Here is a 23,744-nt window from a genome sequence, read left to right on the forward strand (position 1 = left end):
ATTAGGAGTGATCGTGACGCAGGATTCTTCGCAAAATACCCCTCATTCGTCGGAAAACCCCGACGCCGAGCCCCCTTCGCTGCTGGCGGGGGTGACGATTCGCAAAGCGATGCCAAGCGACGCCGAAGCGATTCATGCCCTGCTGCGACCTTACGTGGCACAGCGTTTATTACTGGCCCGCACCGAAGCGGAAGTGATCGAGCTGACCCGGCACGGTTTTATGGCGGTGCGAACCGATGACGGCAAAGAAAAATGCCTCGGGTTTGCCGCAGTCGAGATCTACAGCGCCAAACTGGCGGAACTGCTCAGCTTGGCCGTGCACCACGAGTATCGAAACATTGGGGTCGGCCGGATGTTGGTCGACCACTGTGTCCAGCGCGCCCGTGAGCTCGGGGTGATGGAGGTGATGGCGATCAGTTCCTCCGAAGAATTCTTCAAAAATTGTGGCTTCGATTACTCATTGCCCGACCAGAAGAAAGCGTTCTTCTGTCAATTGCGACCCCGCCACCCGCACTAGATGCCGACTGATTTAATCGCGTCGGGCTTTTCCGCGTCGGGCTTTCTCGCGTCGGGCTCGGCAACCGGTTTGGCGAGCGTGGGTTGGCCCGAGTTCGCTCGATCCGCAGCAGCATCAGGCTTGGGCATCGGAGGAGGTAGCGTCTCTGCGGCCCCGGGCGAAGTTTCGGTTGCTGCGGGAGCGGCAGGCTGCGGCGTCGACTCGCGAATGCCGTTGTCGGTACTCGCATTGGCAACCCGAAGTTCCAATTGTTGACGCGTCTCGCCAAATCCAGGCAGCGACGTTAACCAGCGGAGCTCGGGGGTAAAGGTCACCCCCTGGTAATTGCGGAGCCGTGTCTGGGCCATTTCGGTGGACATTTCACCCGAATCGATCAGGCGCAGGATCTCTGCGGGGGCCAAATAGTCGATCCAGATATCGCTGTCGCCCCCTCGCCGCGAAAGGCTGGTTTGCAATTGCATCGCCGCGCGGCGGAGCAAATCATCCGACGCCGACCCCGCAAACGGAGGCCTTTGGGACGCAGCCGAAACAGGGCCATCGCCCGACAGAGGGGATGGAGTGGCCGAGGCAATGATCGAGCTGCCGTATCTGCTGTCCGAATTGCTGAATCCGGGATTGCTTTGAATGGGAGCGGCCGGCATTGGGGTGCCGTAGATTGAGCTGCCACTAACAATCGGACTCGTACTCCGGTAGTTTGGCGACGAGTACACGTTTGGGGGATAACTCGGGACGCTGCGATAGTAGGGCGAGGCTGGGGGATAGGCGTAACTCGGGTAAATGGGGCTGCCATAGCGGCTTGAATAGCGTGGGCCGGCATAGATTCCCGTGTTTACCGAGGTAAAGGGAGCACGAACCCGGGTGTCGCCCCAAGGAGCCACATCCACTGCAACGAATGGGACTCGGACACGGACGCCGCCGCCGAATCCGCGACCGATCTGAATCAACTGGGCCTCGGCCTGCGGTTCAGGGCTGAAGGCAAACAGCGACGCCAAAGCGAGCATCGCAAATGGGCGGCCCGAGCAAAGTCGGGTTGCAAAGCTGCCGAGTACTGAGGATTTCATCGCATTTATCTCTCATTGATGGGGTGATAGGCTTCATCGAAAGTCGCTCCCCCTCCATGGAGGTCTAGGTAATCTAGCGAAAATTCGCTGTCCGGCTAGTTGCCATTACATACAGCGGAACAGCTGTTCACTTTTCGAGGAATCTGTTGCGGAAAACGGGGGATTCGTCGTGGTGTTTGAGGCCGTAGGGGGGAGCGATGGGAAAGTTAAGAGGGCATTTTTCATTCCAAGCTAAATTTCCTGCGTTTCAAACGCCGAGTAGCTATTGACAGGTTTCGTGCAAAACGGATACTTGCTCGTTCGTAATGAATTAAGGCCCGACGGAAAAGATCCACAACTACTTTCTATGCCAACCATCAATCAACTCGTCCGCAAGCGACGTAAGCTGAAGAAAAGCCAAAGCAAGTCGCCTGTGCTCGAAAAGTGCCCACAGAAACAGGGCGTTTGCTTGCAGGTCCGTACGATGACACCTAAGAAGCCTAACTCAGCTCTTCGGAAGATCACGCGTGTGCGTTTGAGCAACGGCAAAGAAGTCACCGTCTATATCCCTGGTGAAGGTCACAACCTTCAAGAACACTCGATCGTCTTGGTACGTGGTGGACGTGTTCGTGACTTGCCGGGTGTTCGTTACCAAGTGGTCCGCGGATCGCGTGACGCATTGGGCGTTGATGGCCGCAAGCAATCTCGAAGCCGTTACGGTGCGAAGAAATAGTTTGTGGATCTGATTCCGCAAACCCACTCGCTTCGAGATTTTACCGTTTAGATCCATTTCACGGATTTGCCAGCCGATCGTTGTTTTCGGCCGCGATTCCCAACCGACTTACCGAAACCAAACATGGGACGTATCACAGCTAGCCGCACCTCGCTTAAAGGTGACCCGAAGCACGGATCGATGCTTGCGGGCAAGTTCATCAATTGCTTGATGCTCGATGGCAAAAAGACCACAGCACAACGAGTTTTCTACGACGCACTCGAAGAAGTAGGCAAGCGTAACACCGACGCCGAGCCAATCGAAATCTTCGAAACCGCACTGGAAAACATCAAGCCTTACATCGAAGTTCGCAGCAAGCGAGTCGGTGGTGCGAGCTACCAGGTGCCGATGCAAGTGAACCGTAGCCGTCAACAAAGTTTGGCGATTCGTTGGTTGCTTGCCGCCGTCCGCGACAAAAAGGGACGCCCAATGCACCTCAAGCTTGCTGACGAAGTTTTGGCGGCCTACAAGAAAGAAGGCGTTGCCTACACCAAGCGTGAAAACACGCACCGCATGGCGGACGCGAACAAGGCATTTGCTCACTTCGCTTGGTAGTGCATTCGCACAACGAAATCCATGGACCGCGATCCGGTGTGGCTTACACCGTGTCGCGGTTTTTCATGCGCTAGTGTAGGCTTTGCAAAAACACTATGAACTGTCCTGACGCATCCGCGAATCTTGATTTCGTGAACACGTCGAGCTTGAACCGGTTTCCCTTCTTCCTAGCAACACCCCACGAGACTGATGGCTCTCGACATATCCAAAATTCGTAACATCGGCATCATTGCCCACATTGATGCGGGCAAAACGACCGTGACCGAACGCATGCTGTACCTCAGTGGTGCGAAGCATCGAGTCGGCCGGGTTGATCATGGAACGACCGACACCGATGACGATCCCGAAGAACAAGAGCGTGGGATCACGATTTTCAGTGCGTGTGTGAAGTACAACTGGAATCAGTACTCGATCAACTTGCTCGATACCCCTGGACACGTCGACTTTACCGCCGAAGTGGAACGCTGTCTCCGCGTGCTCGATGGTGCTGTCACCGTGTTCTCGGCTCGCGAAGGGGTCGAAGCGCAAAGCGAAACCGTATGGCGACAAGCGGACAAGTATGGCGTCCCGCGGATTGTCTTTATCAACAAGATGGACCGCGAAGGAGCCAATTTTGAAGCGGTCTACAACGATATCGCGCCTCGATTGGGCGGGCGTCCTGTGGCGGTCGAGTTGCCGGTCGGCCAAGGCCCACCGCACACCAGCGATCCGTTCCGCGGCGTGATTGATCTCGTCGACTTGAAAATGCTGGAATTTGATCCCGAAACCGAAGGCAAGGAAGTCAAAGAGACCGACATTCCCGCAGACCTGCTAGACGAAGCGATGTTGTGGCGGGAACAGATGCTCGAAGTCGTTTATGAATTGAACGACGAAGCGATGATGTTGGCGATGGACGAAAAGCCGGTGCCGCGTGAGATGATTGTCTCGACGCTCCGCAAAGGTTGTATCGAGATGGCGATCCAGCCTGTGTTCTGTGGTTCGGCACTGCACGGTATCGGCGTTCAGCCGCTGATGACCGGGGTTGGCAATTATCTGCCCAGCCCGCTGGATCGGCCGCCTGTCGAAGGATTCGACCCCAAGAAGCCCGACAAGGTCCTGGTTCGAAAACCGGATGTAAAAGAGCCGTTTTGCGGGTTGGTATTCAAAATTTTGCCTGCCAAAACGGGCGACAATTACTGGATCCGCGTCTATAGCGGTGAACTGAAACAGAACTCACGCGTGCAATGCCCCAATCGCGACAAGAAAGAAAACATTGCTCAGCTGTGGCAGATTCATGCCAGTAAGAAGGAACGCGATGGGCAAATCGAATCGGTCGGTGCCGGCGATATCTGCTGTGTGATCGGACCCCGCTTTGCCATCACCGGCGACACCGTTTGTGACACCAAAGAGACGATCGAATTGCCGAGCATCAAGTTCGCCGAGTCCGTATTGTCGATGGCGATTGAGCCCGAAAACACCGGCGACCGCAAAAAGCTCGAAGAAACGCTCGAAATGCTTCGCCGCCAAGATCCCACCTTTCATGCCGTCGAAAACGAAGAGCTTGGCCAGACGCTAATCAGCGGGATGGGCGAATTGCATCTGGAGGTCATTCAGCATCGCTTGACGCGTGACTTTGGCTTGAACGTCAAGTTCTATAAACCGCGCGTGAACTATCGCGAGACGATCAGCGGCAACTCTGACATCGTGGGACAATGCAATCGCCAAATCGGGGCTTCGCACATGTTTGCACGATTGAAGGTCCGCGTGTCGGCACTCGAAGACAGTTCGTCACCGGTGTTGGTGTTTGACCGGTTGCCGGCGGAGTGTCCGCTGCAAGGCAACGTTCGCGCCGCGGCGATCGAAGAGCTGCGTCAACGTGCTGAGGGGGGCGGGTTGATCGCAGGCTTCCCGCTGTCGGGCGTTAAGATCGAAGCCTACGACGCCGAGGTTCACGAAGAGGGCAGCGATGAGGTGGCGTTCCGCATTGCCGCCGGAGACGCGTTCGACAAAGGGCTGCAGGCCGCCGGCCCCGTGCTGCTCGAACCGGTCATGCGTGTCGAGGTCACGACCCCCGAAGATTACATGGGCGAGATCGTCGGTGACCTGCTGCAGCGCCGCGCCATCATCGCGTCGACCGAAACCCGTGGCGCGATGACCGTGATCACCGCTCACGCCCCGCTAAAAGAATTGTTCGGCTACTCGAGTGCCGTGCGAAGTCTCAGCCAGGGACGGGCGGGCGGTAGTATGGAACCCTACAGCTACCAGCCGGCGCCCAAGGAAGACGCCGAGAGTTTTCAGTACTAAACCATCGCGACTCGCTACCGAAGACCGACCGCTACGATGACGACACAGACGCTTGCGTTTAATGACGGATGTCTCGATCTGATCGATCAGACTCGACTTCCTGCCGAGTTGGTGACGCTGCGATGCGAGAACGTCGACCAGACGTTTGATGCGATTCAGCGATTGGTCGTCCGCGGAGCTCCGGCGATTGGAATTGCGGCTGCCTATGGCGTCTGCTTGGCTCGGCAACCTGATGGCACGCGGTCCAGGCAAAGCTATCTCGATGCAATCGAATATCTTGCGAAAAGTCGTCCCACCGCAGTCAATCTGTTCTGGGCGCTCGACCGCATGAAAGCGATTGTCGATTCGGTGGGTGACGACGATACGTTGCCCGAGCGATTGCTTTGCGAAGCCACGACGATTCATGACGAAGATCGTCAGATGTGCCGCGATATCGGACGTCACGGTGCCGAGCTGCTCGGCGATTGCCACCGTGTGCTGACGCACTGTAACGCGGGTGGGTTGGCGACGTCGATGTGGGGCACGGCGCTCGCGCCGATTTACCATTTGCACGAAGCGGGGCACGCCATCGAGGTGTTTGCCGATGAAACGCGTCCGCTGCTGCAGGGCGCTCGTTTGACGGCATGGGAATTAGCTCAAGCCGGTGTGCCGGTAACGGTGCTGACCGATTCGATGTCGGGAAGCTTGCTGAAAACGGGCCAAATCGACGCGGTGATTGTCGGAGCCGATCGAATTGCTGCCAACGGTGATGCGGCAAACAAGATCGGGACCTACCCCTTAGCGGTGCTCGCCCGCTATCACCGTGTGCCGTTTTATGTCGCGGCGCCCTCGAGCACGTTTGATCCTGCGCTTGCTAGCGGCGATTCTATTCCGATTGAACAACGCGGCCGTGACGAAGTCGCTAACCCTCATGGCGTCAAGCTCGTCCCCGACGCCGCCAACGTGATCAACCCCGCCTTTGATGTGACTCCCGCTGACTTGATCACCGCTATCATTACCGAGCGGGGAATCGTAATGCAGCCTAGCCGCGAAAAACTCGCGAGCCTTCTGGGGTGGTGACATCCGGCGAGCGAAATCGCCCTCAATAAATCAGCAGCGGACTTAGGTCCATGAACACTTTTTGAAGTTTCTTCGAAAAGATTTCGTTGCTGTGACCGGACGTGTCAAAGCGCTAGCTGATACTTCTTCTGTCGAGCCGAAGATGAGATTTAAGACGTCTCAATTCGAGACTGATGAATCATTTCGGTATCGACGGATGAGATTTAGAGGTCAATCTGCGACCATAATGATAATTTTTCAATCGCTTCGCAAAAGCAAAGGAATGACTCAATAACCTGCGGTTTTCCGCATTTCATTGAGTTTTATTAAAGTTTGGCGAAGCGGTGGAAACTATCTGATTAATGGAAGCGATTTTGGCACAAAAAGTGTATGTACCTATCGTGTTCAAGAAGTTCAACCTACCAATCAGGGAAGAAAACAATGCTAGTTTTAAGCCGCAAAGAAGGTGAGCAACTCCTAATCGGTGACAACATCGTTCTGACGATCAATCGAATCTCGGCAAATCGAGTTGCGATCGGAATCGAAGCTCCGCGTGAAGTGCGGGTGGTTCGTGGTGAGTTGGACCGCAAAGAAGTGGCACCCCGTGGTACCGCTCCGATGACCATCATCATGGAAGAGCAAAATGTCTCGGTCGCTAGCAAGCCTGATTGCTAGCGTGCAGTGGCGTTGATTGTGCAATTTCGTTGCGAAGTTGCATGACACGCGAAAGCGAGCCGAGACTCACGTTGAACTCAAAGAGCGAATTTGATTTCAAAACGCGAGTACGCCGATTTCGATGAGATGGGCCAACCTGTATCGGGCCAGCCAGTATTGGGGCAGCCAATTTTGATTCAGCGAATTGGTTTTTCATGAGGGATGAACGGGCCGAATAACCGGCCCATCATTCCCTTCACTGCTGAGGGCAAAGACCCCTCGCTGCTGAGGGCAAAGAGCTGCCCCCCGCAGCAGAAAAAATGATGCTCTTCGTTCAGGCGGCAATCGTGTGTCCGCAAGTCATCAAGACTTGGGGCATTTGACGATTCATGCTGAATCGCTTGCCGAGTTTCGTTTCCTCAATGCAAGCTGCAACGCAGACCGCACGTCACGTTACGTCACGCTACGCAGCGCGGCGCGAAGGTGTGAACGAACGATTGGGAAGCGGGAGGACCGATTCACACTGGTCAATCGACTTCACTTCGTCGAGATGCACGCGTCGCTTCATTTCAGCGATTGCGGAGCCACCGGTCATCATGCCGATCGATTCTCGAAGACGCGAAGGTCGACCGAGATTCGCTAGCATCCCTCGCAGTCCATCGCGGAACCCGCTGCGATCCTTGCATGCGGTTTGGCGGATTGCCCACAGACGCTTTCCACGTCGGAACGACGCATCGTTCCATGCGGTATGGTCTTGGTCGGAAACCAAGCTGCACTGTTCTGCAGTCACACATCGCCAACCGGCTTGCGATAATGCCAGCCCTGCGGTGTACGAGAATTCGAGCAGACTATTTCCGCGATAGCAATGACAAACGTTTCGCAGTGACTCACGTCGCCAAAACGATGCTTCGACAAAGACGCCATCGATCTTCGCGATCTCTTGGCGACTCAATTTCGTTTGCGATACACCAGCGGGTTGGCAAAGCCGTGACGCGCCGTCGAACCAACCGGCTCCGACAATACGTCCCGTTTGCTCCTGCCGAACGACCGCAGCGATTGCCGCGACATCGTGATGTTCGAATTTTTCCAGGGCGGCATCAACCCAACCTTCTGTTGCCTTAAAGCCGCCACTTAAGACATGGACAAATCGACCGCGGGCTGCCGAAACGCTTGCGGAGATCAGTTCGAGCAACTCAGCCGAGTCAGCGGATACAAAGCGAACTTCGTCACCCAATTCGAACGGGTCTTCATAAGTCCCGTCGTGAGCAACAATCACTTCACAGCCGCTAGGCTGATGCTCTAAAACACTGATCAAACTGGTTTCGAAAGACTGGAGGTCTTCCGTCACCGGGACCACAATCGTAAGCCGCGGGATCGGAGAAATATTTGGCACCGAACCACCTCAAGAAAGAATGCTGGCATGCACGCCGGCTTTCAAGACAATACGACGACCGACTCGCCGTCCTAGCTAGTTTTCGGTAGAACCAGCGTCAGAAGATGAGATCTTCGGCTGAACAGACCAAGAAAGATGCAAAGCAAGCATCGTCTGACTCTGTATTCATTCGCCAACCGACAAACCCAACCTAATCCCTCAACCCAAACACACTTATGCACACGCGATTGCTCCCCCCCGATGGATCAAAGGTTTCCGAGATTGGCTTTGGTGCATGGGCGATCGGGGGGCAGTGGGGTCCACAAAGCGATGACGAATCGCTGCAAGCACTTCATGCGGCGATCGATCGAGGTGTTAACTTTATCGATACCGCCGAAGGCTACGGCAACGGACATAGTGAGATGCTGATCGCCAAAGTATTGAAGGATCGCAGTGAGCCGGTCTTTGTTGCCACTAAAACGCCCCCCAGCCCCGGACCGTGGCCGCCGAGTCCCTATTGCCGCTGGCAAGATCGCTACTCCGCAGCCTATCTGCGAGACAACATTCACCAACGTTTGACAAACCTCGGTGTCGAGCGAATCGATCTGCTGCAACTGCATACCTGGACGCGCGGCTGGAACGACGACCCGCAACCACTATTGGTGCTGCGTCAATTGCGAGATGAGGGCAAGATTAACTTGATCGGAGTCAGCACCCCCGAGCATGACCAGGATTGTGTCGTGCAGCTAATGCGAAATGGATTGGTCGATGTCGTTCAGGTGATTTTTAATCTATTTAACCAGGATGCTGCCGCTCAAATTTTGCCCGTCGCTGCCGAAACAGGCACCGGCGTGATCGTCCGAGTCGCCTTGGACGAAGGATCGCTGGCAGGCAAATATGCCGGTGACCATGTTTTCGGCGAAGACGATTTTCGCAGCCAGTATTTTGCCGGAGACCGGATGCAGCGGACTGCCGACCGCGTTGCCGAAATTCGTGCCGACATGGATGCGCTGGGTTTGTCCGACGATTATTCCATGGCCGATGTTGCACTGAAATTTGCGCTCTCGCGACCCGAGGTGAGCACGGTGATTGCCGGAATGCGAACGGTCAAGCAGGTCGAGCAGAATACCCGAACGAGCCAACTGCGAGATTTACCGGACGAGGCGATCACGCGTTTAAGGCGACACAATTGGCGCCGCGGCATTTGGTACGGCGGAAAATAAGTGCGGCAGAACGCTACCGTTTAAACCGTGCCGGCAAATGGGGTTTCGACTCCGTGATCCTGTTGCAATTGAAACAAACAGTCGTCCGCGATCCGCAACCGCCGGCTGACTTCGCGTCCCAGATTCATCATGATCATCGCGTACTGCTCGACGTTCATGCGATATAGCGATTGCAGCACCGTACGTGGGATTTCAATCGTTTCACAATTGCATTCCGCTTGCGCCGCAGCCGATCGCGACTGAAAATCAATCAGCGACATTTCACCAAAGCAATCGCCGCTAGCCAAACGTCCCAGCATGATCGATTCGTGTTTCCACATCCGCTGGATCAACACCGTCCCGGCTTCGATCACGTACAGCGACTCGCCCGGGTCGCCTTCGTGGAAAAAATAGTCGCCCGCTGCCAACACGAGCCGATGCGATTCCCCCAGAATCAATTCCAGTGACTCGTTTTTCAGACCCCCAAACACGGCCATTTGGCGAAGCATTTTTGCTTGATGTTCATTCATCGAGTGAGCTCGCGAAAAGAGAGGCGAAACGGAGCGGCGGTGCCGAGCAGGAGAAGCACTCCGATTGTAGCACTTTCGTCGTCCTGAGGATTAAAATGTTGACGTGATCGGCTCTCGGGCCATGGCGGGCGAGATTACAATCGAAGTCCTCCTGCCCCTGCTTCGCCTTCCTCGAGTTTTTTTGCTTGGAATTGTTATGTTCACTGCGGTTCGTACCCGACTGTCTTTGTCTGCTTGCATTGCAATTTTATCTCTGAATCCAAATGTCCGCGGCGACGAATCATGGCCAGCGTTTCGTGGACCGAGCGGCGACGGGATCGTACGCTCGGGCGCCAAGTTGCCGCTGCAATGGTCGTCGGAAAAGAACATTGATTGGCGTACCGAATTGCCAGGCAAAGGTTGGTCTAGCCCCGTCTGTGATGACGGTCGTATTTATGTGACCACGGCGATCCCGGCCGAATCAGCGGAAGGGGCCGAGCAAGTGGCGAAGGAGTTTTCGCTGTCGCTGTTGGTCATCGACGCCGCCAGTGGCGAACTGTTGAAAACGATTCCGGTGATGCAGCAAACCAAGGATCGATCGCCCAAAATCCATTCCAAGAACAGTCACGCCAGCCCCACGCCGATCATCGATGGCGATCGCATCTTTGTCCACTTCGGCTACCAAGGCACCGCATGCGTCAGCAAGCAGGGCGAGATTCTGTGGATCAATCGTGATCTGTACTTCAGCCCTCAGCATGGCAATGGCGGAACGCCGATCTTGGTCGACAACCTTCTCATCTTTACCTGCGATGGTGACAAAGAACCCAAAATCGTCGCTCTGCATGCCGACACCGGGGAACTCGCGTGGCAAACGCTGCGAATGATCTTTTCGATTCGCACGTTCTCGTTTGCAACACCGACATTGATTGAAGTCGATGGTCAAAAACAAGTGGTTGCGCCCGGCAGCGATTGCGTCTTTGGTTTGGATCCCAAAACGGGGGAAACGATTTGGGACGTTCGCTACGATGGTTATTCCGTGATTCCCAAACCGATCTTTCATCGCGGGCTTGTGTTTGTTTCCACCAGCTACGACAGCAGCAAACTGCTGGCGATCCGTCCGACCGGCACCGGCGTGGTGACCGACACACATATTCAGTGGCGTTCCAACAAGAGTGTTTCCAAGACGCCGTCGATGGTCGCCGCCGATGGATTAATCTATTGGGTCAGCGATGATGGGATCGCGATGTGCGCCGAAGCCGAGACGGGCGAGATTGTCTATCGAAAACGGATCGGTGGCAACTTTTCCGCGTCGCTCTTGATGTCTGGCGACCGAATCTATTTCACCAGTGAAGAGGGTGTCACCACGGTGGTCCGCGCCGGTCGCGAATTCAAAGTTCTCGCCACCAATCCGATCGAAGAACGAACCCTTGCATCGCTGGGCGTTTTTGAAGATTCCATTTTACTTCGCACCGCGGACGCTCTTTACCGAATCTCGCAGTAGAAAGCGGTTAGAATCAAGGCTTCTACTTCTCCCCCTCTTTTCGAAACCAGAGTCGCCTCGAAGGACGCCCCATGATTTTCGCACTCCGAAGTCGTGCCCACTGCATTCTGCTGTTTTTATCCGTGTCTGTATTGGGATTGGCATCACCGCCGGTCACGGCCCAAGTGCTTCGTTACCAACCCAAGCCCGATTCGAAATTCGCTTATCGATTTGAGATCAGCGCCGATAGCGGAAGCGAAACGACGCATTACAAAGGGATCACAAAGTACGAGGTCAATAGTGTAGGTGCGGATCAGATCCAGCTGACGTATCGGGGCGGATTATCAGAATCGAAAACGTACAAGGCGGGTAATCGTGGGATGCGAGGTCCGTTTGGTTTTGGTTCATTCCCACCGTCGATGCCCAGTCCGTTTTCGCGACCCGCCTTCGCTGGCAAAACGCAAACCACCAACCAAATCACGATGTCGACACGCGGCGAAGTGATCAAATTGGTGGGCGATTCCCAACTCCCTTTCTTGCTCGGCAATGTCTCGCTGATTCCGTTTGAGCCGTTGCCCGAGACGGACGAAAAGAAATGGCAGATCGACTCGGGGATCGCGGTTACGCAAAAGGACCGCCAAGACCGGTTCGGCCCCGGAGGCTTTGGGCCTGGCGGTTTCGATCCTTTTGGCCGTAGGAATAACAATGATGACACCATACGTGCCGCGATTGAAAGGACAAGCTTCCAGTTACTGCGGCATCAAAACGACTTGGTGTTTTTCAAAAAGGACTACGAATTGAAGATGCCGGAAACCGAGGATGGTGTCGCCTATGAAATGTCCGGCTCGGGAACTTGGACATTCGACAAGTCCGAGAATATGCCTGCGGGGATCGAGTTTAGTTACAAGCTAATTGTCAAAAGCAAAAACTCGACCACAACGCTTCCGATCACGATGAAATACGAGCGGTTGTCGCAGCAGGAAATCGATGCGATCGAAGCTGAGGCCAAAAGAGTGGCCGAGGAACGAGCAATGGCCGCCGCCCAAGCCAAGGCCGAAGCCGAAGCTCCGTTGACCGACGCAGAAAGAAACGATGCACTCGCGTCGCTGGCGTCCAACGACGCGACACGGCAAATTCAAACGCTCGGCGAACTAGCCAAGAAAAATTTGCAATCACCCGATCAAGACATCGTGGCGGCGATGAAGCCATTGGTCGATAGCGACAATGACAAACTTCGCAAAGCGGCTCATTCCGCATTGTTACGTTGGGATGCCGAGTACAAACGAATCGCAAGCCTGAAATCGGCATACGATCGTGGCGGCGTGGTGGACAATTCCAAACGCGAAGTCAATCTGCTGACGACGTTGTACGTCGGCCAAATTGTGCAAGTCAACGAGCATGGGCCGTTTTGGAAACCCGCAACTATCGAAGACATACAGACTGATGGTCAAGTCAGTGTCAAACTTCGCGGCGGTGGCAGCCGCAAGATCACGGTGGCCCGCAGCAAAATCCAACTGGCCCCCGAGGATCTGCCGCAACCCAACAAACCTGCCACCGCAGCAGCACTGCCAAGTTCGCAATCACGCACGTGGTCTGACGCGAGCGGCCGATTCAAGGTCGACGCAGTCTTGCTTCGCGTCGAAGGAGCAAGCGTGGTCCTGAAACGCGCGGACAACCGCGAGGTGACCGTGCCGATCGTCAGCTTAAGCGAAGCGGACAAAGATTTTCTACGTGAACTGCAGCAAAAACGCGCCGCAGTCAAAAATCCGTTCGAGCCATAAAGGGCACGGGACTGATTTTTTTGTGATTTCGAATTCTCTCAGCATTGCTGGCATCGAAAGCTGCACGTTCTGTTTTTCGGTAGTTTGCGTTATAAAGGGTAGGCGAAAGCCAAATTGCCGAATTCGAATCGATTGGGACGATGACCATGAAACGCGTTTTATTACTGACGCTGATTCCGCTGCTGCTGGTCGGTGGCTGTGGTCGTAAAAATCCGGTTGAGGAAATTTCTCCAGAAAAATCGAACGTCAAAGTTGTCGACGTTGCCGTGGACGAGACGAAACTGCTCTGGCCGGCATGGCGTGGGCCGCAGCGTGATGGCGTCGTTCCGGATCAACCGCTGTTGACGCACTGGGGCGAAGAGGAAAATGTCCTCTGGCGTACCGAGGTCCCGGGGCGCGGCCACAGTTCGCCGATCGTCGTGGCGGATTCAATCTATTTAGCCACCGCAATCCAAGACCAACAAAAACAACAAGTGCTTGCCTTTGATCGTGCGACGGGCGAGTCAAAGTGGACTGCCGACGTTCATACCGGCGGCTTTCCTTCGGAACGAGCGGTGCACCACAAAGCGACGCACGCCAACGGCACTTTGGCATGTGACGGCGTCCGGCTCTATACAGCGTTTCTCAACAACGATGCCATCATTGCCTCGGCACTCGATTTGGATGGCAACATCGTTTGGCAACGTGAAATCGGAAAATTTGTTTCCAAGTTTGGCTACGCTCCTTCACCGGTTCTCTACAAGTCGCTGGTGATTTTTGCCGCTGACAATATGGGCGGCGGCTATTTAGCCGCGGTTGATGGTGAAACCGGCGAGATCGCCTGGCGAGTGGCTCGCGGCACTATCAGCAGCTATTCGAGTCCCACGATTGCCAGCGTGGGCGGACGCGATCAATTGTTGATCAGTGGTTGTGACGCGGTGGCCAGCTTTGATCCGGCCAGCGGTGAAAAACTTTGGAGCACCCCCGGCACCGCCGAAGCGACTTGCGGCACCGTGATCACGTCGAAGAATCGAATCTTTGCCAGTGGTGGCTATCCCGATAAGGAAACGGTATGTCTTTCCGCAGATGGAGAAAAAATCTGGTCCGTTCGTACCAAGGTCTATGAACCCTCGCTGGTTTTGAACGATGGTCATCTGTTCGCCGTCAGCGATGATGGAGTGGCCTATTGCTGGAACGCGGATACCGGTGACGTCGTTTGGCGAGAACGTTTAGGCGGCAAGTTCAGTGCATCACCAATCGTTTGTAACGACGTGATTTACGTTTCCAACTTGAACGGTGAAACGTTTGTCTTCAAAAATAAAAACAACTCCTTTAAGTTGATTTCCACTAATAAGCTGGGTGATGACGCGTACGCGAGTCCCGCAGTGGCCGATAGCCAGATGTTCATGCGGGTCGGTGTCGACAAAGGCAGCAAACGTCACGAACAATTGGTCTGTCTCGAATCCGAGACTCCCTAGCCTATCCACCATTTATTGGATCTCTAACGCTTTCATTTTTTGCTGCAGGCTTTGGCGGTGAATGCCAAGCCGCCGCGCTGCCGCACTGACGTTATGCGACTCGGTTTCTAACGCTCGCAGAATCGCCAGTCGCTCAAAATCTTCGACTAACTGCGTCCTCGCTTCGGTCAGCGGTAGATCGAGGTACCGCTCAAACGGAACCTCGTCACTCGCGTTGCGATCGAGGCCCAATCCGAGGTCGCATCGCGTCACCCGATTCTCTTCGCACAACGCTGCCGACGCGTTCACCAATTGCTGCAGTTCACGCACATTCCCGGGCCACACATGTTGCAGCAGCGCCGAAATCGCTTCGTCGGAGATCGTCACGTCGGGTGGCAGAAATCGGTTTGCGAGTAGCAGGATGTCTTCATGACGCGAACGCAGCGGGGGAATAAACAGTTCGATTCCCTTCAGCCGAAAATACAAATCTTGTCGGAATACTTTATCGTCGATCGCCGCTTCGAGATTCTGATGAGTCGCACTAATCACACGAACATCGACCTTGACCCCTTGCTCGGTGCCGACCGGTTGCACGATCCCCTCCTGCAATACTCGCAGCAAACGCGTTTGCACCGCCGCAGGCATATCGCCAATTTCGTCCAAAAACAATGTGCCTCCGTCCGCTTGCCGGAACACGCCGTCGCGATTGTGGTCGGCACCCGTGAACGCCCCTTTGACGTGTCCAAATAATTCGCTCTCGGCCAGCGACGCTGCGATCGCGGCGGTGTTGACGGCAATGAATGGCTTGCTCGCTCGATTACTTCGGGCATGCAATTCGCGGGCGACCAACTCTTTTCCCGTACCACTTTCGCCTCGAATCAAAACAGGCAGCGAGGTTTTTGCCGCCTTGTCGATTTGCGAAAACAGGGTTCGCATCGGTCGGCTCGTGCCTAGCAATTGACCGAACTGAACCGATTCACTGCCGTTTTCAAGATCTTGGACTTTTTGCTGCAAGACAACCCGTTGCTGCGAGCGTGTGGCCATCGATCGAACGTGCTGAACATCGTACGGCTTGGTGACAAAGTCGGTCGCGCCGAGGTGAACACACTGGACCGCCAAACTGACTTCGTTGTTGGCCGTCACGACGATGATCTCGGGCGTCACCGTGGCGGCATCTTGCTGCAGCGACTGCAAAACAAACATGCCGTCATGCGTTGGCATGTTCAAGTCCAAGAAAACCAGGTCGGGTGCATCCGTGCGAATGATCGACAGGGCCGCCTCGCCGTTATCGGCTTCGAGCAACTGTCGCCCTTCGGCTCTCAGCGCCTTGGTCAGCGCATAGCGAGCCGCCGGTTCGTCATCCACGACCAAAATCTTCATGTCAAATCTGCCTGCGGAATCGCGAGTGGTTTTTCGTTGGTTGCTAGTGGTAACTGCACTTTAAATACAGAGCCCGTAGAATCGCTGGTGTGCGATATCTTTCCTGATAATTCTCTCACTCGCTGGCCAACCAAGTAAAGCCCAAGCCCGGTGCCATCGGTTTTTCCGGTCACAAACGGTTCAAACAAATGCTCTTGAACTTCGCAGTCTATTCCAGGCCCATTGTCCGCGACCACGATTGATGCAAAGCGGGCCGATGACGGATCGGATGTGGTGGCAGTCGAATCAAGCGAAGTTGTAATCGTCACCTCGCCATTGGACATCCCCCGCACCGCCTCGATCGCGTTCTTGATCAAATTGAACATGATCTCGCTGAACCCGGCATCGGTGGATTCGATTCGAGCCGTTCCCAATCGTAAATTTGTCGTCAACGTCACCCCATGTTGCCGGGCCAAATGCCCGAGAATCGAGAGCAACCGCTGAATCACCATGTCCGGTTTCACTCCAACATGCTGCGAATCGCTCGGCTTCGAGAAATCGAGTAGCCGCTGAGTCGTCGCTGTCAGTCGATCAATTTCCGAAACAATCAAATCAATGTCCCGATGCACTCCGCTTTCCGCATCGAGATCTTCTTTCATCAAGGTCGCGATGGTACGAATCGAGGAGAGTGGATTTTTTAGTTCGTGAGCCAGCGAACCTGCCATCAATCCCAGCGTCGACAATTTCTCTTGTTGCACCGCACGGCGTTCGGCGGATTGGCGGGCTTGTTCCAAAATTCGGTTTTGAATCGTTGCGGCAAATTGGTCCACCAATAACGAAATCGTACTGAGTTGTTCGTTCGACAACAGTTCGCCGGTACGAAGCGATCCGAGCATCAAATAGCCGTCCACGTCGCGATAGTGAACTCGGAATACAGCCGTCAAGTCTGCTTCGCGCATCCAACCGCATACGTCGGATTCATGAGGCCCCGAGCATTCGATCCAGCGGTCGGGGCAATCGTCGATCTTGCCGCACAACGACAGCACCTCATTTGCAGCCAGTCGTTCGCAAATGATGTCCCGGGTTTGCTCGTTCGCTACTTTCACGATCGAGCTCGCTTCATGTATTTCGTTTGATTCACCGTGACCCGCCGATCGTTGTATCTCGATAAAGCACAATTTTGCGAACCGCAAATTAAACGTCTGCAAGATTCGCTCGGTAAACCACTCCGATAACGACTCGATCTCGTCGTCCGCACGACGCGACAACTCGACCGATAACTGACGTGCTGCATCACGGACTTTGACCACATCCAAACCGACAAAGTACCGCAGCCCTTCGCGAAAACGACTCCGAAGTGGTTGGTACGCCAATACCAGGGCGACCACGACCAGCGTTTCGAGCACCACAAAATCAAAGTGAAACTCTTTGCTGAACGAGCTCATCATCGGCGAGATCGTCAATCGATGAAGGTAAAAAATTGATAGCAGAATCGCGCCATACACAAGCGTCCGCTCAAACACCATCGGCAACAATCGTCGGCGCACCAGATACCATGCGAATACCAACGTAGGGGCCAGCGGCGACAGGTTGGTGAGCAAGCGGAAGGGAGGCTCAAAACGTGTCTTCTGAGCGACCAGAATATAAACACTGACTAACCCCGTGACCGTGATCAAACCGACCGAGAACTTGACCAGAAACGAGCTGGCGCCTCGAGCCACTTGTTCGAGTCGGCTGCGGTTTTTGATGAACAACCAAGCTGCGGTCAGATTCGCTGCTGACAACCACACCAAAAACGGCAAGTGAAACGGTCGCGTTGATTCAATGAAATCACGCGTGCCGCTTTGTACAATCCCGATTGCGATCGGAATGATCAAAAGCACCGGCGTGTAGACGAAGATGTAGCGAAGGTCGCGACGCGGCCGAGAGTCGCCGCCGGTATGATGGATCCGCAACCCCGCGTGCAAAATACTGCAATTCAATAGCAACATACCCGTTACCATCGTGGTCATGCATACCGCGTCGACCGCCATCGCGGTTGCGCCAACCGTATCTCGCAGCAAGGTATGCAGAAACGCGCCGACATGCCACAGAGTCGCTCCGGCCAATGCCCATTTTAGCCAAATTGCCGTCAACGGCCGATTGATCCGCTCCAAGACGATCAACAGCAATACGGTGTCCACGACAGCCGCAAAGCCGATACAGAAAAGCTCGATCTGAGGCAACATGGGCGATAACGAACCGAAGAACAAACGAAATATGAGCAGCGAGTAATGACTAGTGCTGCATCCAGGTTCGATTTTTGGGTAGTGGACGAGGCCACAAGTCCCTTACGCTCGGCAAAATGCAAGGACTCGTTGCCTCGTCCACTACAGTCAAACCCTAGATATCAAATTTAGATGAAGCACTAGCTCAATCATACCTCCAAAACAGCAGGGTCGCGGCTGCCCGACTCACTTTCAAAGCACCACCAACTCATCCTCGGCGACCTCATCGCATTGATCCAAAAAACACAGTTCGGCGTGCTTATCGAAGTCATGGCCGTTGCGAGTAATCCGCAACTCTGCATCTCCGTCGGGGTGGTTCAAAACGTACGTCACCTCATCAGCAGCATCGCCGATATGTCGCTGCGTCACCTTGAAAAGTTCTCCTTTTAACACCACGCGATCGCCCACTTTTAGCGACAGCAATCGGCCTGCGGTGGGGGAGACGCGGATCCGATCCACGCGATACCATCCCACCACGAACTCCCAAAACGCCGCGCAGAGTTGTTGTGTCGCTTTCATCATGGTTTCTCGGTCGAGACTTGATTCTTCAACGCTTCCAATTCGGCCGCGACTCGTTCTTCGCGTTCCGCTCGCTCGAATTGTCGCTCCAGCTCGTCGGCATCAGGATCCTTGCCATCCATTCGCTCCCACGCTTGACTCATCGCTTCCTCGCGGTCCACTTTCTCTTCGAACCGATTGAACTGAGCGAACGCCGATTGGCGATGCGATCGATCGAGTGTCGCGTTGATCTTTTGAGCCGAAGAGGCTCGCGCCATTCGTGCCGCCAACAGCGTCTTCTTCTGTTTGGCCTGGCGGATCTTGTCCTCCAAGTCACGGACACTCTCTTGTAGCTTCTCCACTTCGGTTCGCTGTCGTTGGTGATCGCCGCTGTAGCGTTCTGCCCGATCGGCGGCGGCCATCTTCTGAGCGAGGGCCGATTTCGCAGCCGACTCGTCTCCCCGCTTCATCGCGGTACTGGCACGCAGCATCCATACCTCCACATCGGCCCGCTCTCGCTCGGCACGTCGTCGCATTTGGATCTCATCGGCCACCGCCTCTGCCACACTCGATCGAATGCGGTCGAGTTCCTCTTCCATGTCGATCACTAATTGATGCAGCATCCGCTCGGGATCTTCGATCTTTTCTTTTAGTGACGTGACGCTTGAACGCATGACCAAACTAAATTGACTTAACCAATTCATGGCAATTTCCTTTTTGAGGAGGTTTAATAAACAAAAAACAAACGTGAGATCGGCCCTCGGGCGAGCCGATTTAGGCATCCGTAGTGGACGAGGCAACGAGTCCTCGTGGATTGGTAGTGGACGAGGCAACGAGTCCTCGTGAATTGATTTGGGACGGGACTCGTAGCCTCGTCCACTACGGGGGGCAGCACTACGATCGAACCACTAATTCCAAGTCGCCAATTCCGACGACAAGACACGGATTCGCGAGATCAGTTTCTCGCGATGGTTTTCACAGAACGCAGCCAATGCGATCACGGCCGCACCTAACGCGACTCCGCAGATCCACAACAAACTGGGGTGATCCATCGTCGATCGAATCACCATGGCCACCAAGTCCGCAATTAAGAATGCCGATCCGGCGTACATCAAAGAGCGAAGACGCAATCCGATCGCAGCCAAGATCACCAAAACACTCAGCACCATCAGCGTGAACATGTGTCCCCAGCTACCTCCGAGGATGTCAAAGAGCGGCGAGACCAAGATGATCAAGGCTCCGATGTAACGCAGAGGATCGTGCGATGCGGCAGGCAGCTCGCGTTTGAGTAACTCCACCCCGCCCAGTACCGACAAACCAAACGGCACCATGTAGAATTCCGGAGCGGTCCAGCCCAGCACTCGCCACAGCAACATCAGTGCGACGTTGACGATGACTGCCGCTGCGATCGCGAAGCCGCGTTGCCGTTTGACAATCGATTGTTGAAAGTACACGGCTGCCGCCAACATCAACGACATTACATTTAGTGCGGTCGATGACTCATCAAACACTCCCGAAATCTCTCGGACCGCAGCAAGCACGGCAACCACGGCAGGCAACGTTTGCCCGATCAACCGCATCGGTCGGCGAGTGATCTCCCATCGCGTTTTGTTCGCGGCAAGATGATCCATTGTTAACGCCGCAATCGCGATTGCCGACATCACCAATTGACTGATTCCGGCTCCGACCGTGATCACACCCTCGTGGAACAGGAACAAGGCCAAAGTCGCCGCAACGATGCAAGCTCCCCAAACTCGGAACTCTTGTTGACGACGAATCGCTTGCAACACTTCCGCGACTGCGACAGTGGCAAACCCAATCGTCATCGCCCCGATTTGGAAGACGTCAAAGTGCATCTTCGTGAACGACAATAGTGCGAGGATCATCATCCCGACACGCAGTGCCAATGCCCAATCCCGACACGGGCTGGAGTCGAGTTTCTGATACGCTCGGTCGAACAGAATGACGCTGATCGCCGCCGTCACAAAGACAAACGGCAATGCGACCGCGATGGATCCATGCATCATGCTTGGTATCACCCAACCGCGACACCCGGCAAGAGCTGCCGCGGCGAGCAAGACATGGATGTTTGCGACGATCGCCACCAAACTTGAAATCGCTCGCTCCTGGTGCGTGCGGAATTGCATCCACAACACGGGCAGGGTGATCAAACCGACAAGTCGTGCGGTCAGGTCAAACGACATGCAAGAGGCTACAAGCAGTGCGGACAACCAACCGACACTGACACCTTGGATGACCTTTGCCACCGGTGATGGCGATGTATCGTTGGCAATGTAACTGGCCGACATCCACAAGATCGCTTGCACGATCGCCCACACCACCGGCAACGCAACCAGTGGGGAATTTAGCCCTGACGAAACCAGGATTGCAGTGGCGACCAGTGGCAAGATCATGCTCGCCAAACCTGACGCCAATCGGCTGCGTTGGATCACGGCAACCGCTAACAACCACAAGCTCACCAACACCGTCGAAAGCCCTATCGATCCCATTGCCGCCGTTGGATCTCCTAGCAGCACCAGGTGGGCTTTCAACAACAATGGAACGTGAACCGCAACGACCAGACACGACAGGGCAACAAAACTCAGGTCAAAAATTGGCACAACGAAAGCTTGTGCCCGTCGCATCCAGCCAGACGAAGAGGGGCGAGTACTCGAAACGGTTGAGAACCGTTCGGCATCAAAACCAAGTGTGTTTCGTAGCGACCCGATCGAGGTCGCTTTTGAAATCGATCGAGTTCCCCGCAAAAAGAGATACGCGACACTGGAAATTGCAATCGAAAAATAGGTCGTGTACATCAAACCGTCAGCGATCGAGATGCCAAGTCCTGCCGCCCACCGCACGGCCGCGTAGCCAACTAACATCCACACACATAATCCCGAGTGGTACTGAGGATTTCGCAGCGTGTACAACACAAATGCAGCCATCAAAAATCCGAATGTCATCAGTGACGCCTGTGACATCGGTTCGACAAAGTGAACGATCGAATCGCACACCCACACAAAGGAAACGATCGCGGCGAGAAAGCAGCCCATGACTTGTGTCAGATTACGATCGCTGCCGTCGGATCGCTGGACCATCCACGATCCAGTTCCGGCCACCGGAATACGATTCAAAATTGAATCGGGAATTCGCGTCGCTGTCATCAATGCTGCGGCGGCAGCCATCAGCGTGGGAATCCAAATCGGCGACACGTCGATCCATTGCATGCCATTGAGTGCGGGAATTGCCGCGACACCACTGACCATCGCACAGCCAAGTGAAACGATCACGTAGCGGCGGTCGGCAAACGCAGCGGCAAACATCAAGAAGGCGATCATGTTCGCCAACGAGACCAAAAACGGTGATGCAAACGACATCCACACCATGTCGCTTGTCGCAATCGCACACAAGAACACGGCGACCAAGGTCACAAAGTGCTGAATGGGTTTACTGAATTCAACTTGTCCGAGCTTGCGAAAGCGATAACTTGCTACGGTCAGCAAACCGAGCAGCGGCAAATAGGTAATGCCATAAAGTGTGATCGGCACTCGTTCTTGTTTCAGTGCCTCGACGGTGGTGCTGCGAAGCGTTTGCACGATGTCCGCAAACAATGCGGGGCAACATTGATAGGCGATTGTTACGAATAACAAACTGATCCAGACGAATCCCGAGTGGCGAGTGTCTTTCGCCGTCGCCGCCATCAAGATTGCGGCAACAAGCGATGTGGGAATCACTGCATAGGAGGTTTCGCCAACATAGGAAAATCCGTAGAAGGACAAGGCAACGCCAAGCATGGTCAGAATCAGCCCGCAGAATAGTGGCGTGATAATTGGCCAAGGCAAAGGGCGGACAAGGTCGCCGGTTCGTTGACGAAATACGTTCGCTACGGTTCGTGTTGTCATCAAGACGGTGGCAGCGACCAACACACAACCAAAACCAATCCACTGAATCGGGATCGCCGTTACTGTTTTGGTGCCAACGAGAACAACAAATTGTAGTCCCAACATCACGATCGGCAGAAAGCCAAAAACGCGAGGTAGCTGATGAGTTTCGGCTAACCAGAATGTATGCCGATTGACTTTCAGGACTCCCGCCGTGAACACCAACCAACATGCGGCGGTGAATATCATTGCGGCAATCGGCGTCGAAACGCTTGGCATCGCTCCGGCAACACAGAGAACGCAAAAGCTGATCAAGAAAGTGGTTTGTCGTCCCCGCAGGAAATGGTCCAGAATGCGGCTCGATGCGAACCACAACAATCCCGTTGCGGGCAACAGTAGCATTGCAAACTCAACCACTTGCCAACCTTCTTGCATCGCCGTCCCCGGTGACAACCATGTCAACGCGAGAAAACAAACTGGCAGCAGCAGTAGCGTCAACGCGTACAGGACTCGGTAGGTCGCGTTGAGTTGCAAACGCTTGCGAGCAACATTGCCGGCGACAAAGACGACGCCGGTGTAGGCCAAGATCGTCAGGTACTTGAGCGTCAACGTCCAATCGGGCCACGCCTTGGTGACCAGCATCAAGGAGGAACCGAACACGATCGCGGCTCCCATCACAAGCATCCACTTGATGTTTTTTTCTTGAAAGAAACGATTGAGAAAGTTTTCCAAGAACGAAGGTTGGCTGCGTGCTTCTCGCGCCAAAATCACCGGCTCATTCTGCAACGCATCCCCACCGCCGGACGAGGGAAACGAGGAATCGATTGTGTGAAAGTTTGCTTCTGACATGGCCTGAGTCCGCCCAAGTGAAGGAAGGAAAATCGTTGTGCTCTCCCCTCCTTAAACAAACCCCATGCCACGCCGGGAAAGAAAGTCGCAACCTGTATGCTGGAAAGGACTTAGGTGAATTCGAAGTTTGCAGTGACCGGACATGTGCAGTCGATCGACTGCAGGCAGATAGCAGTCCGATGACTGCGTTTAGAATTCTTGGATGGTGTTTGCGGCGAGGATGCTGGTTAGATGCGGCCGCCGCTTTCGCG

At 54.7% G+C, this 23,744-nt stretch carries 18 protein-coding genes; 10 read left to right on the forward strand and 8 right to left on the reverse strand.

Annotated features, from left to right (window positions below; all coding sequences use genetic code 11):
- The first annotated feature begins 7 nt into the window (after window positions 1-7).
- Window positions 8-517 carry a GNAT family N-acetyltransferase gene (locus tag ABD971_RS33545; protein ID WP_345328004.1) on the forward strand — a complete coding sequence of 170 codons (510 nt, stop codon included), beginning with the start codon at window positions 8-10 and terminating at the stop codon, window positions 515-517.
- Here ABD971_RS33545 and ABD971_RS33550 read toward each other — a convergent pair.
- Window positions 514-1,578: a hypothetical protein gene (locus ABD971_RS33550; protein ID WP_345328005.1), complete on the reverse strand. Its 1,065-nt coding sequence runs from the start codon at window positions 1,576-1,578 to the stop codon at window positions 514-516. The genes ABD971_RS33545 and ABD971_RS33550 overlap by 4 nt on opposite strands.
- 346 nt (window positions 1,579-1,924) lie before the next feature.
- Here ABD971_RS33550 and rpsL point away from each other — a divergent pair, with 346 nt between their 5' ends.
- From rpsL to ABD971_RS33575, 5 genes are all read left to right on the forward strand, one after another.
- On the forward strand, window positions 1,925-2,290 hold the full coding sequence (rpsL, locus tag ABD971_RS33555; protein WP_008708955.1) for a 30S ribosomal protein S12: 366 nt from the start codon (window positions 1,925-1,927) through the stop codon (window positions 2,288-2,290).
- Window positions 2,291-2,413: 123 nt separating this feature from the next.
- Window positions 2,414-2,884 (forward strand): 30S ribosomal protein S7, encoded by a 471-nt coding sequence (gene rpsG, locus ABD971_RS33560; protein ID WP_339936314.1) that lies wholly within the window; start codon window positions 2,414-2,416, stop codon window positions 2,882-2,884.
- Window positions 2,885-3,073: 189 nt separating this feature from the next.
- The gene (fusA, locus tag ABD971_RS33565) at window positions 3,074-5,167 is read left to right on the forward strand and encodes an elongation factor G (protein ID WP_339936315.1); all 2,094 of its coding nucleotides are present in this window, start codon (window positions 3,074-3,076) and stop codon (window positions 5,165-5,167) included.
- Window positions 5,168-5,203: 36 nt separating this feature from the next.
- Window positions 5,204-6,226 carry an S-methyl-5-thioribose-1-phosphate isomerase gene (gene mtnA, locus ABD971_RS33570; RefSeq protein ID WP_345328008.1) on the forward strand — a complete coding sequence of 341 codons (1,023 nt, stop codon included), beginning with the start codon at window positions 5,204-5,206 and terminating at the stop codon, window positions 6,224-6,226.
- A 420-nt stretch (window positions 6,227-6,646) separates the two neighbouring features.
- Complete coding sequence (locus ABD971_RS33575) at window positions 6,647-6,880, forward strand: carbon storage regulator (RefSeq protein WP_339936318.1); 234 nt, start codon at window positions 6,647-6,649, stop codon at window positions 6,878-6,880.
- A 442-nt stretch (window positions 6,881-7,322) separates the two neighbouring features.
- On the opposite strand, the gene ABD971_RS33580 is transcribed toward ABD971_RS33575, so the two are convergent.
- On the reverse strand, window positions 7,323-8,252 hold the full coding sequence (locus ABD971_RS33580; protein ID WP_345328011.1) for a glycosyltransferase family 2 protein: 930 nt from the start codon (window positions 8,250-8,252) through the stop codon (window positions 7,323-7,325).
- Between the two features lie 215 nt (window positions 8,253-8,467).
- Here ABD971_RS33580 and ABD971_RS33585 point away from each other — a divergent pair, with 215 nt between their 5' ends.
- Entirely contained in the window at window positions 8,468-9,454 is a 987-nt protein-coding gene (locus ABD971_RS33585; RefSeq protein ID WP_345328014.1) for an aldo/keto reductase, read from the forward strand.
- Window positions 9,455-9,474: 20 nt separating this feature from the next.
- On the opposite strand, the gene ABD971_RS33590 is transcribed toward ABD971_RS33585, so the two are convergent.
- Window positions 9,475-9,963 carry a Crp/Fnr family transcriptional regulator gene (locus tag ABD971_RS33590; protein WP_345328016.1) on the reverse strand — a complete coding sequence of 163 codons (489 nt, stop codon included), beginning with the start codon at window positions 9,961-9,963 and terminating at the stop codon, window positions 9,475-9,477.
- A 196-nt stretch (window positions 9,964-10,159) separates the two neighbouring features.
- Here ABD971_RS33590 and ABD971_RS33595 point away from each other — a divergent pair, with 196 nt between their 5' ends.
- The 3 genes from ABD971_RS33595 (at window position 10,160) to ABD971_RS33605 (ending at window position 14,660) form a co-directional block, all read left to right on the forward strand.
- Complete coding sequence (locus ABD971_RS33595; protein WP_345328018.1) at window positions 10,160-11,443, forward strand: outer membrane protein assembly factor BamB family protein; 1,284 nt, start codon at window positions 10,160-10,162, stop codon at window positions 11,441-11,443.
- Between the two features lie 71 nt (window positions 11,444-11,514).
- Complete coding sequence (locus ABD971_RS33600; RefSeq protein WP_345328021.1) at window positions 11,515-13,203, forward strand: SHD1 domain-containing protein; 1,689 nt, start codon at window positions 11,515-11,517, stop codon at window positions 13,201-13,203.
- Between the two features lie 146 nt (window positions 13,204-13,349).
- Window positions 13,350-14,660 (forward strand): outer membrane protein assembly factor BamB family protein, encoded by a 1,311-nt coding sequence (locus ABD971_RS33605; RefSeq protein WP_345328023.1) that lies wholly within the window; start codon window positions 13,350-13,352, stop codon window positions 14,658-14,660.
- Between the two features lie 12 nt (window positions 14,661-14,672).
- On the opposite strand, the gene ABD971_RS33610 is transcribed toward ABD971_RS33605, so the two are convergent.
- The 5 genes from ABD971_RS33610 to ABD971_RS33630 all read right to left on the reverse strand — a co-directional run bounded on the left by ABD971_RS33610 (window position 14,673) and on the right by ABD971_RS33630 (window position 23,493).
- Entirely contained in the window at window positions 14,673-16,019 is a 1,347-nt protein-coding gene (locus ABD971_RS33610) for a sigma-54-dependent transcriptional regulator (RefSeq protein WP_345328025.1), read from the reverse strand.
- The gene (locus ABD971_RS33615; protein ID WP_345328027.1) at window positions 16,016-18,226 is read right to left on the reverse strand and encodes a sensor histidine kinase; all 2,211 of its coding nucleotides are present in this window, start codon (window positions 18,224-18,226) and stop codon (window positions 16,016-16,018) included. Before ABD971_RS33615 ends, ABD971_RS33610 begins: the two co-directional genes overlap by 4 nt.
- Window positions 18,227-18,457: 231 nt before the next feature.
- Complete coding sequence (locus ABD971_RS33620; protein ID WP_345328030.1) at window positions 18,458-18,784, reverse strand: hypothetical protein; 327 nt, start codon at window positions 18,782-18,784, stop codon at window positions 18,458-18,460.
- Window positions 18,784-19,467 carry a PspA/IM30 family protein gene (locus tag ABD971_RS33625; protein ID WP_345328032.1) on the reverse strand — a complete coding sequence of 228 codons (684 nt, stop codon included), beginning with the start codon at window positions 19,465-19,467 and terminating at the stop codon, window positions 18,784-18,786. The genes ABD971_RS33620 and ABD971_RS33625 overlap by 1 nt, the downstream gene beginning before the upstream one ends.
- A 204-nt stretch (window positions 19,468-19,671) precedes the next feature.
- Window positions 19,672-23,493: a hypothetical protein gene (locus ABD971_RS33630; protein WP_345328034.1), complete on the reverse strand. Its 3,822-nt coding sequence runs from the start codon at window positions 23,491-23,493 to the stop codon at window positions 19,672-19,674.
- Between the last annotated feature and the right edge of the window lie 251 nt (window positions 23,494-23,744).

Origin of the sequence: Novipirellula rosea, from assembly GCF_039541335.1 — a bacterium.
In the GTDB taxonomy this organism is placed as follows: Bacteria; Planctomycetota; Planctomycetia; order Pirellulales; family Pirellulaceae; genus Novipirellula; species Novipirellula rosea.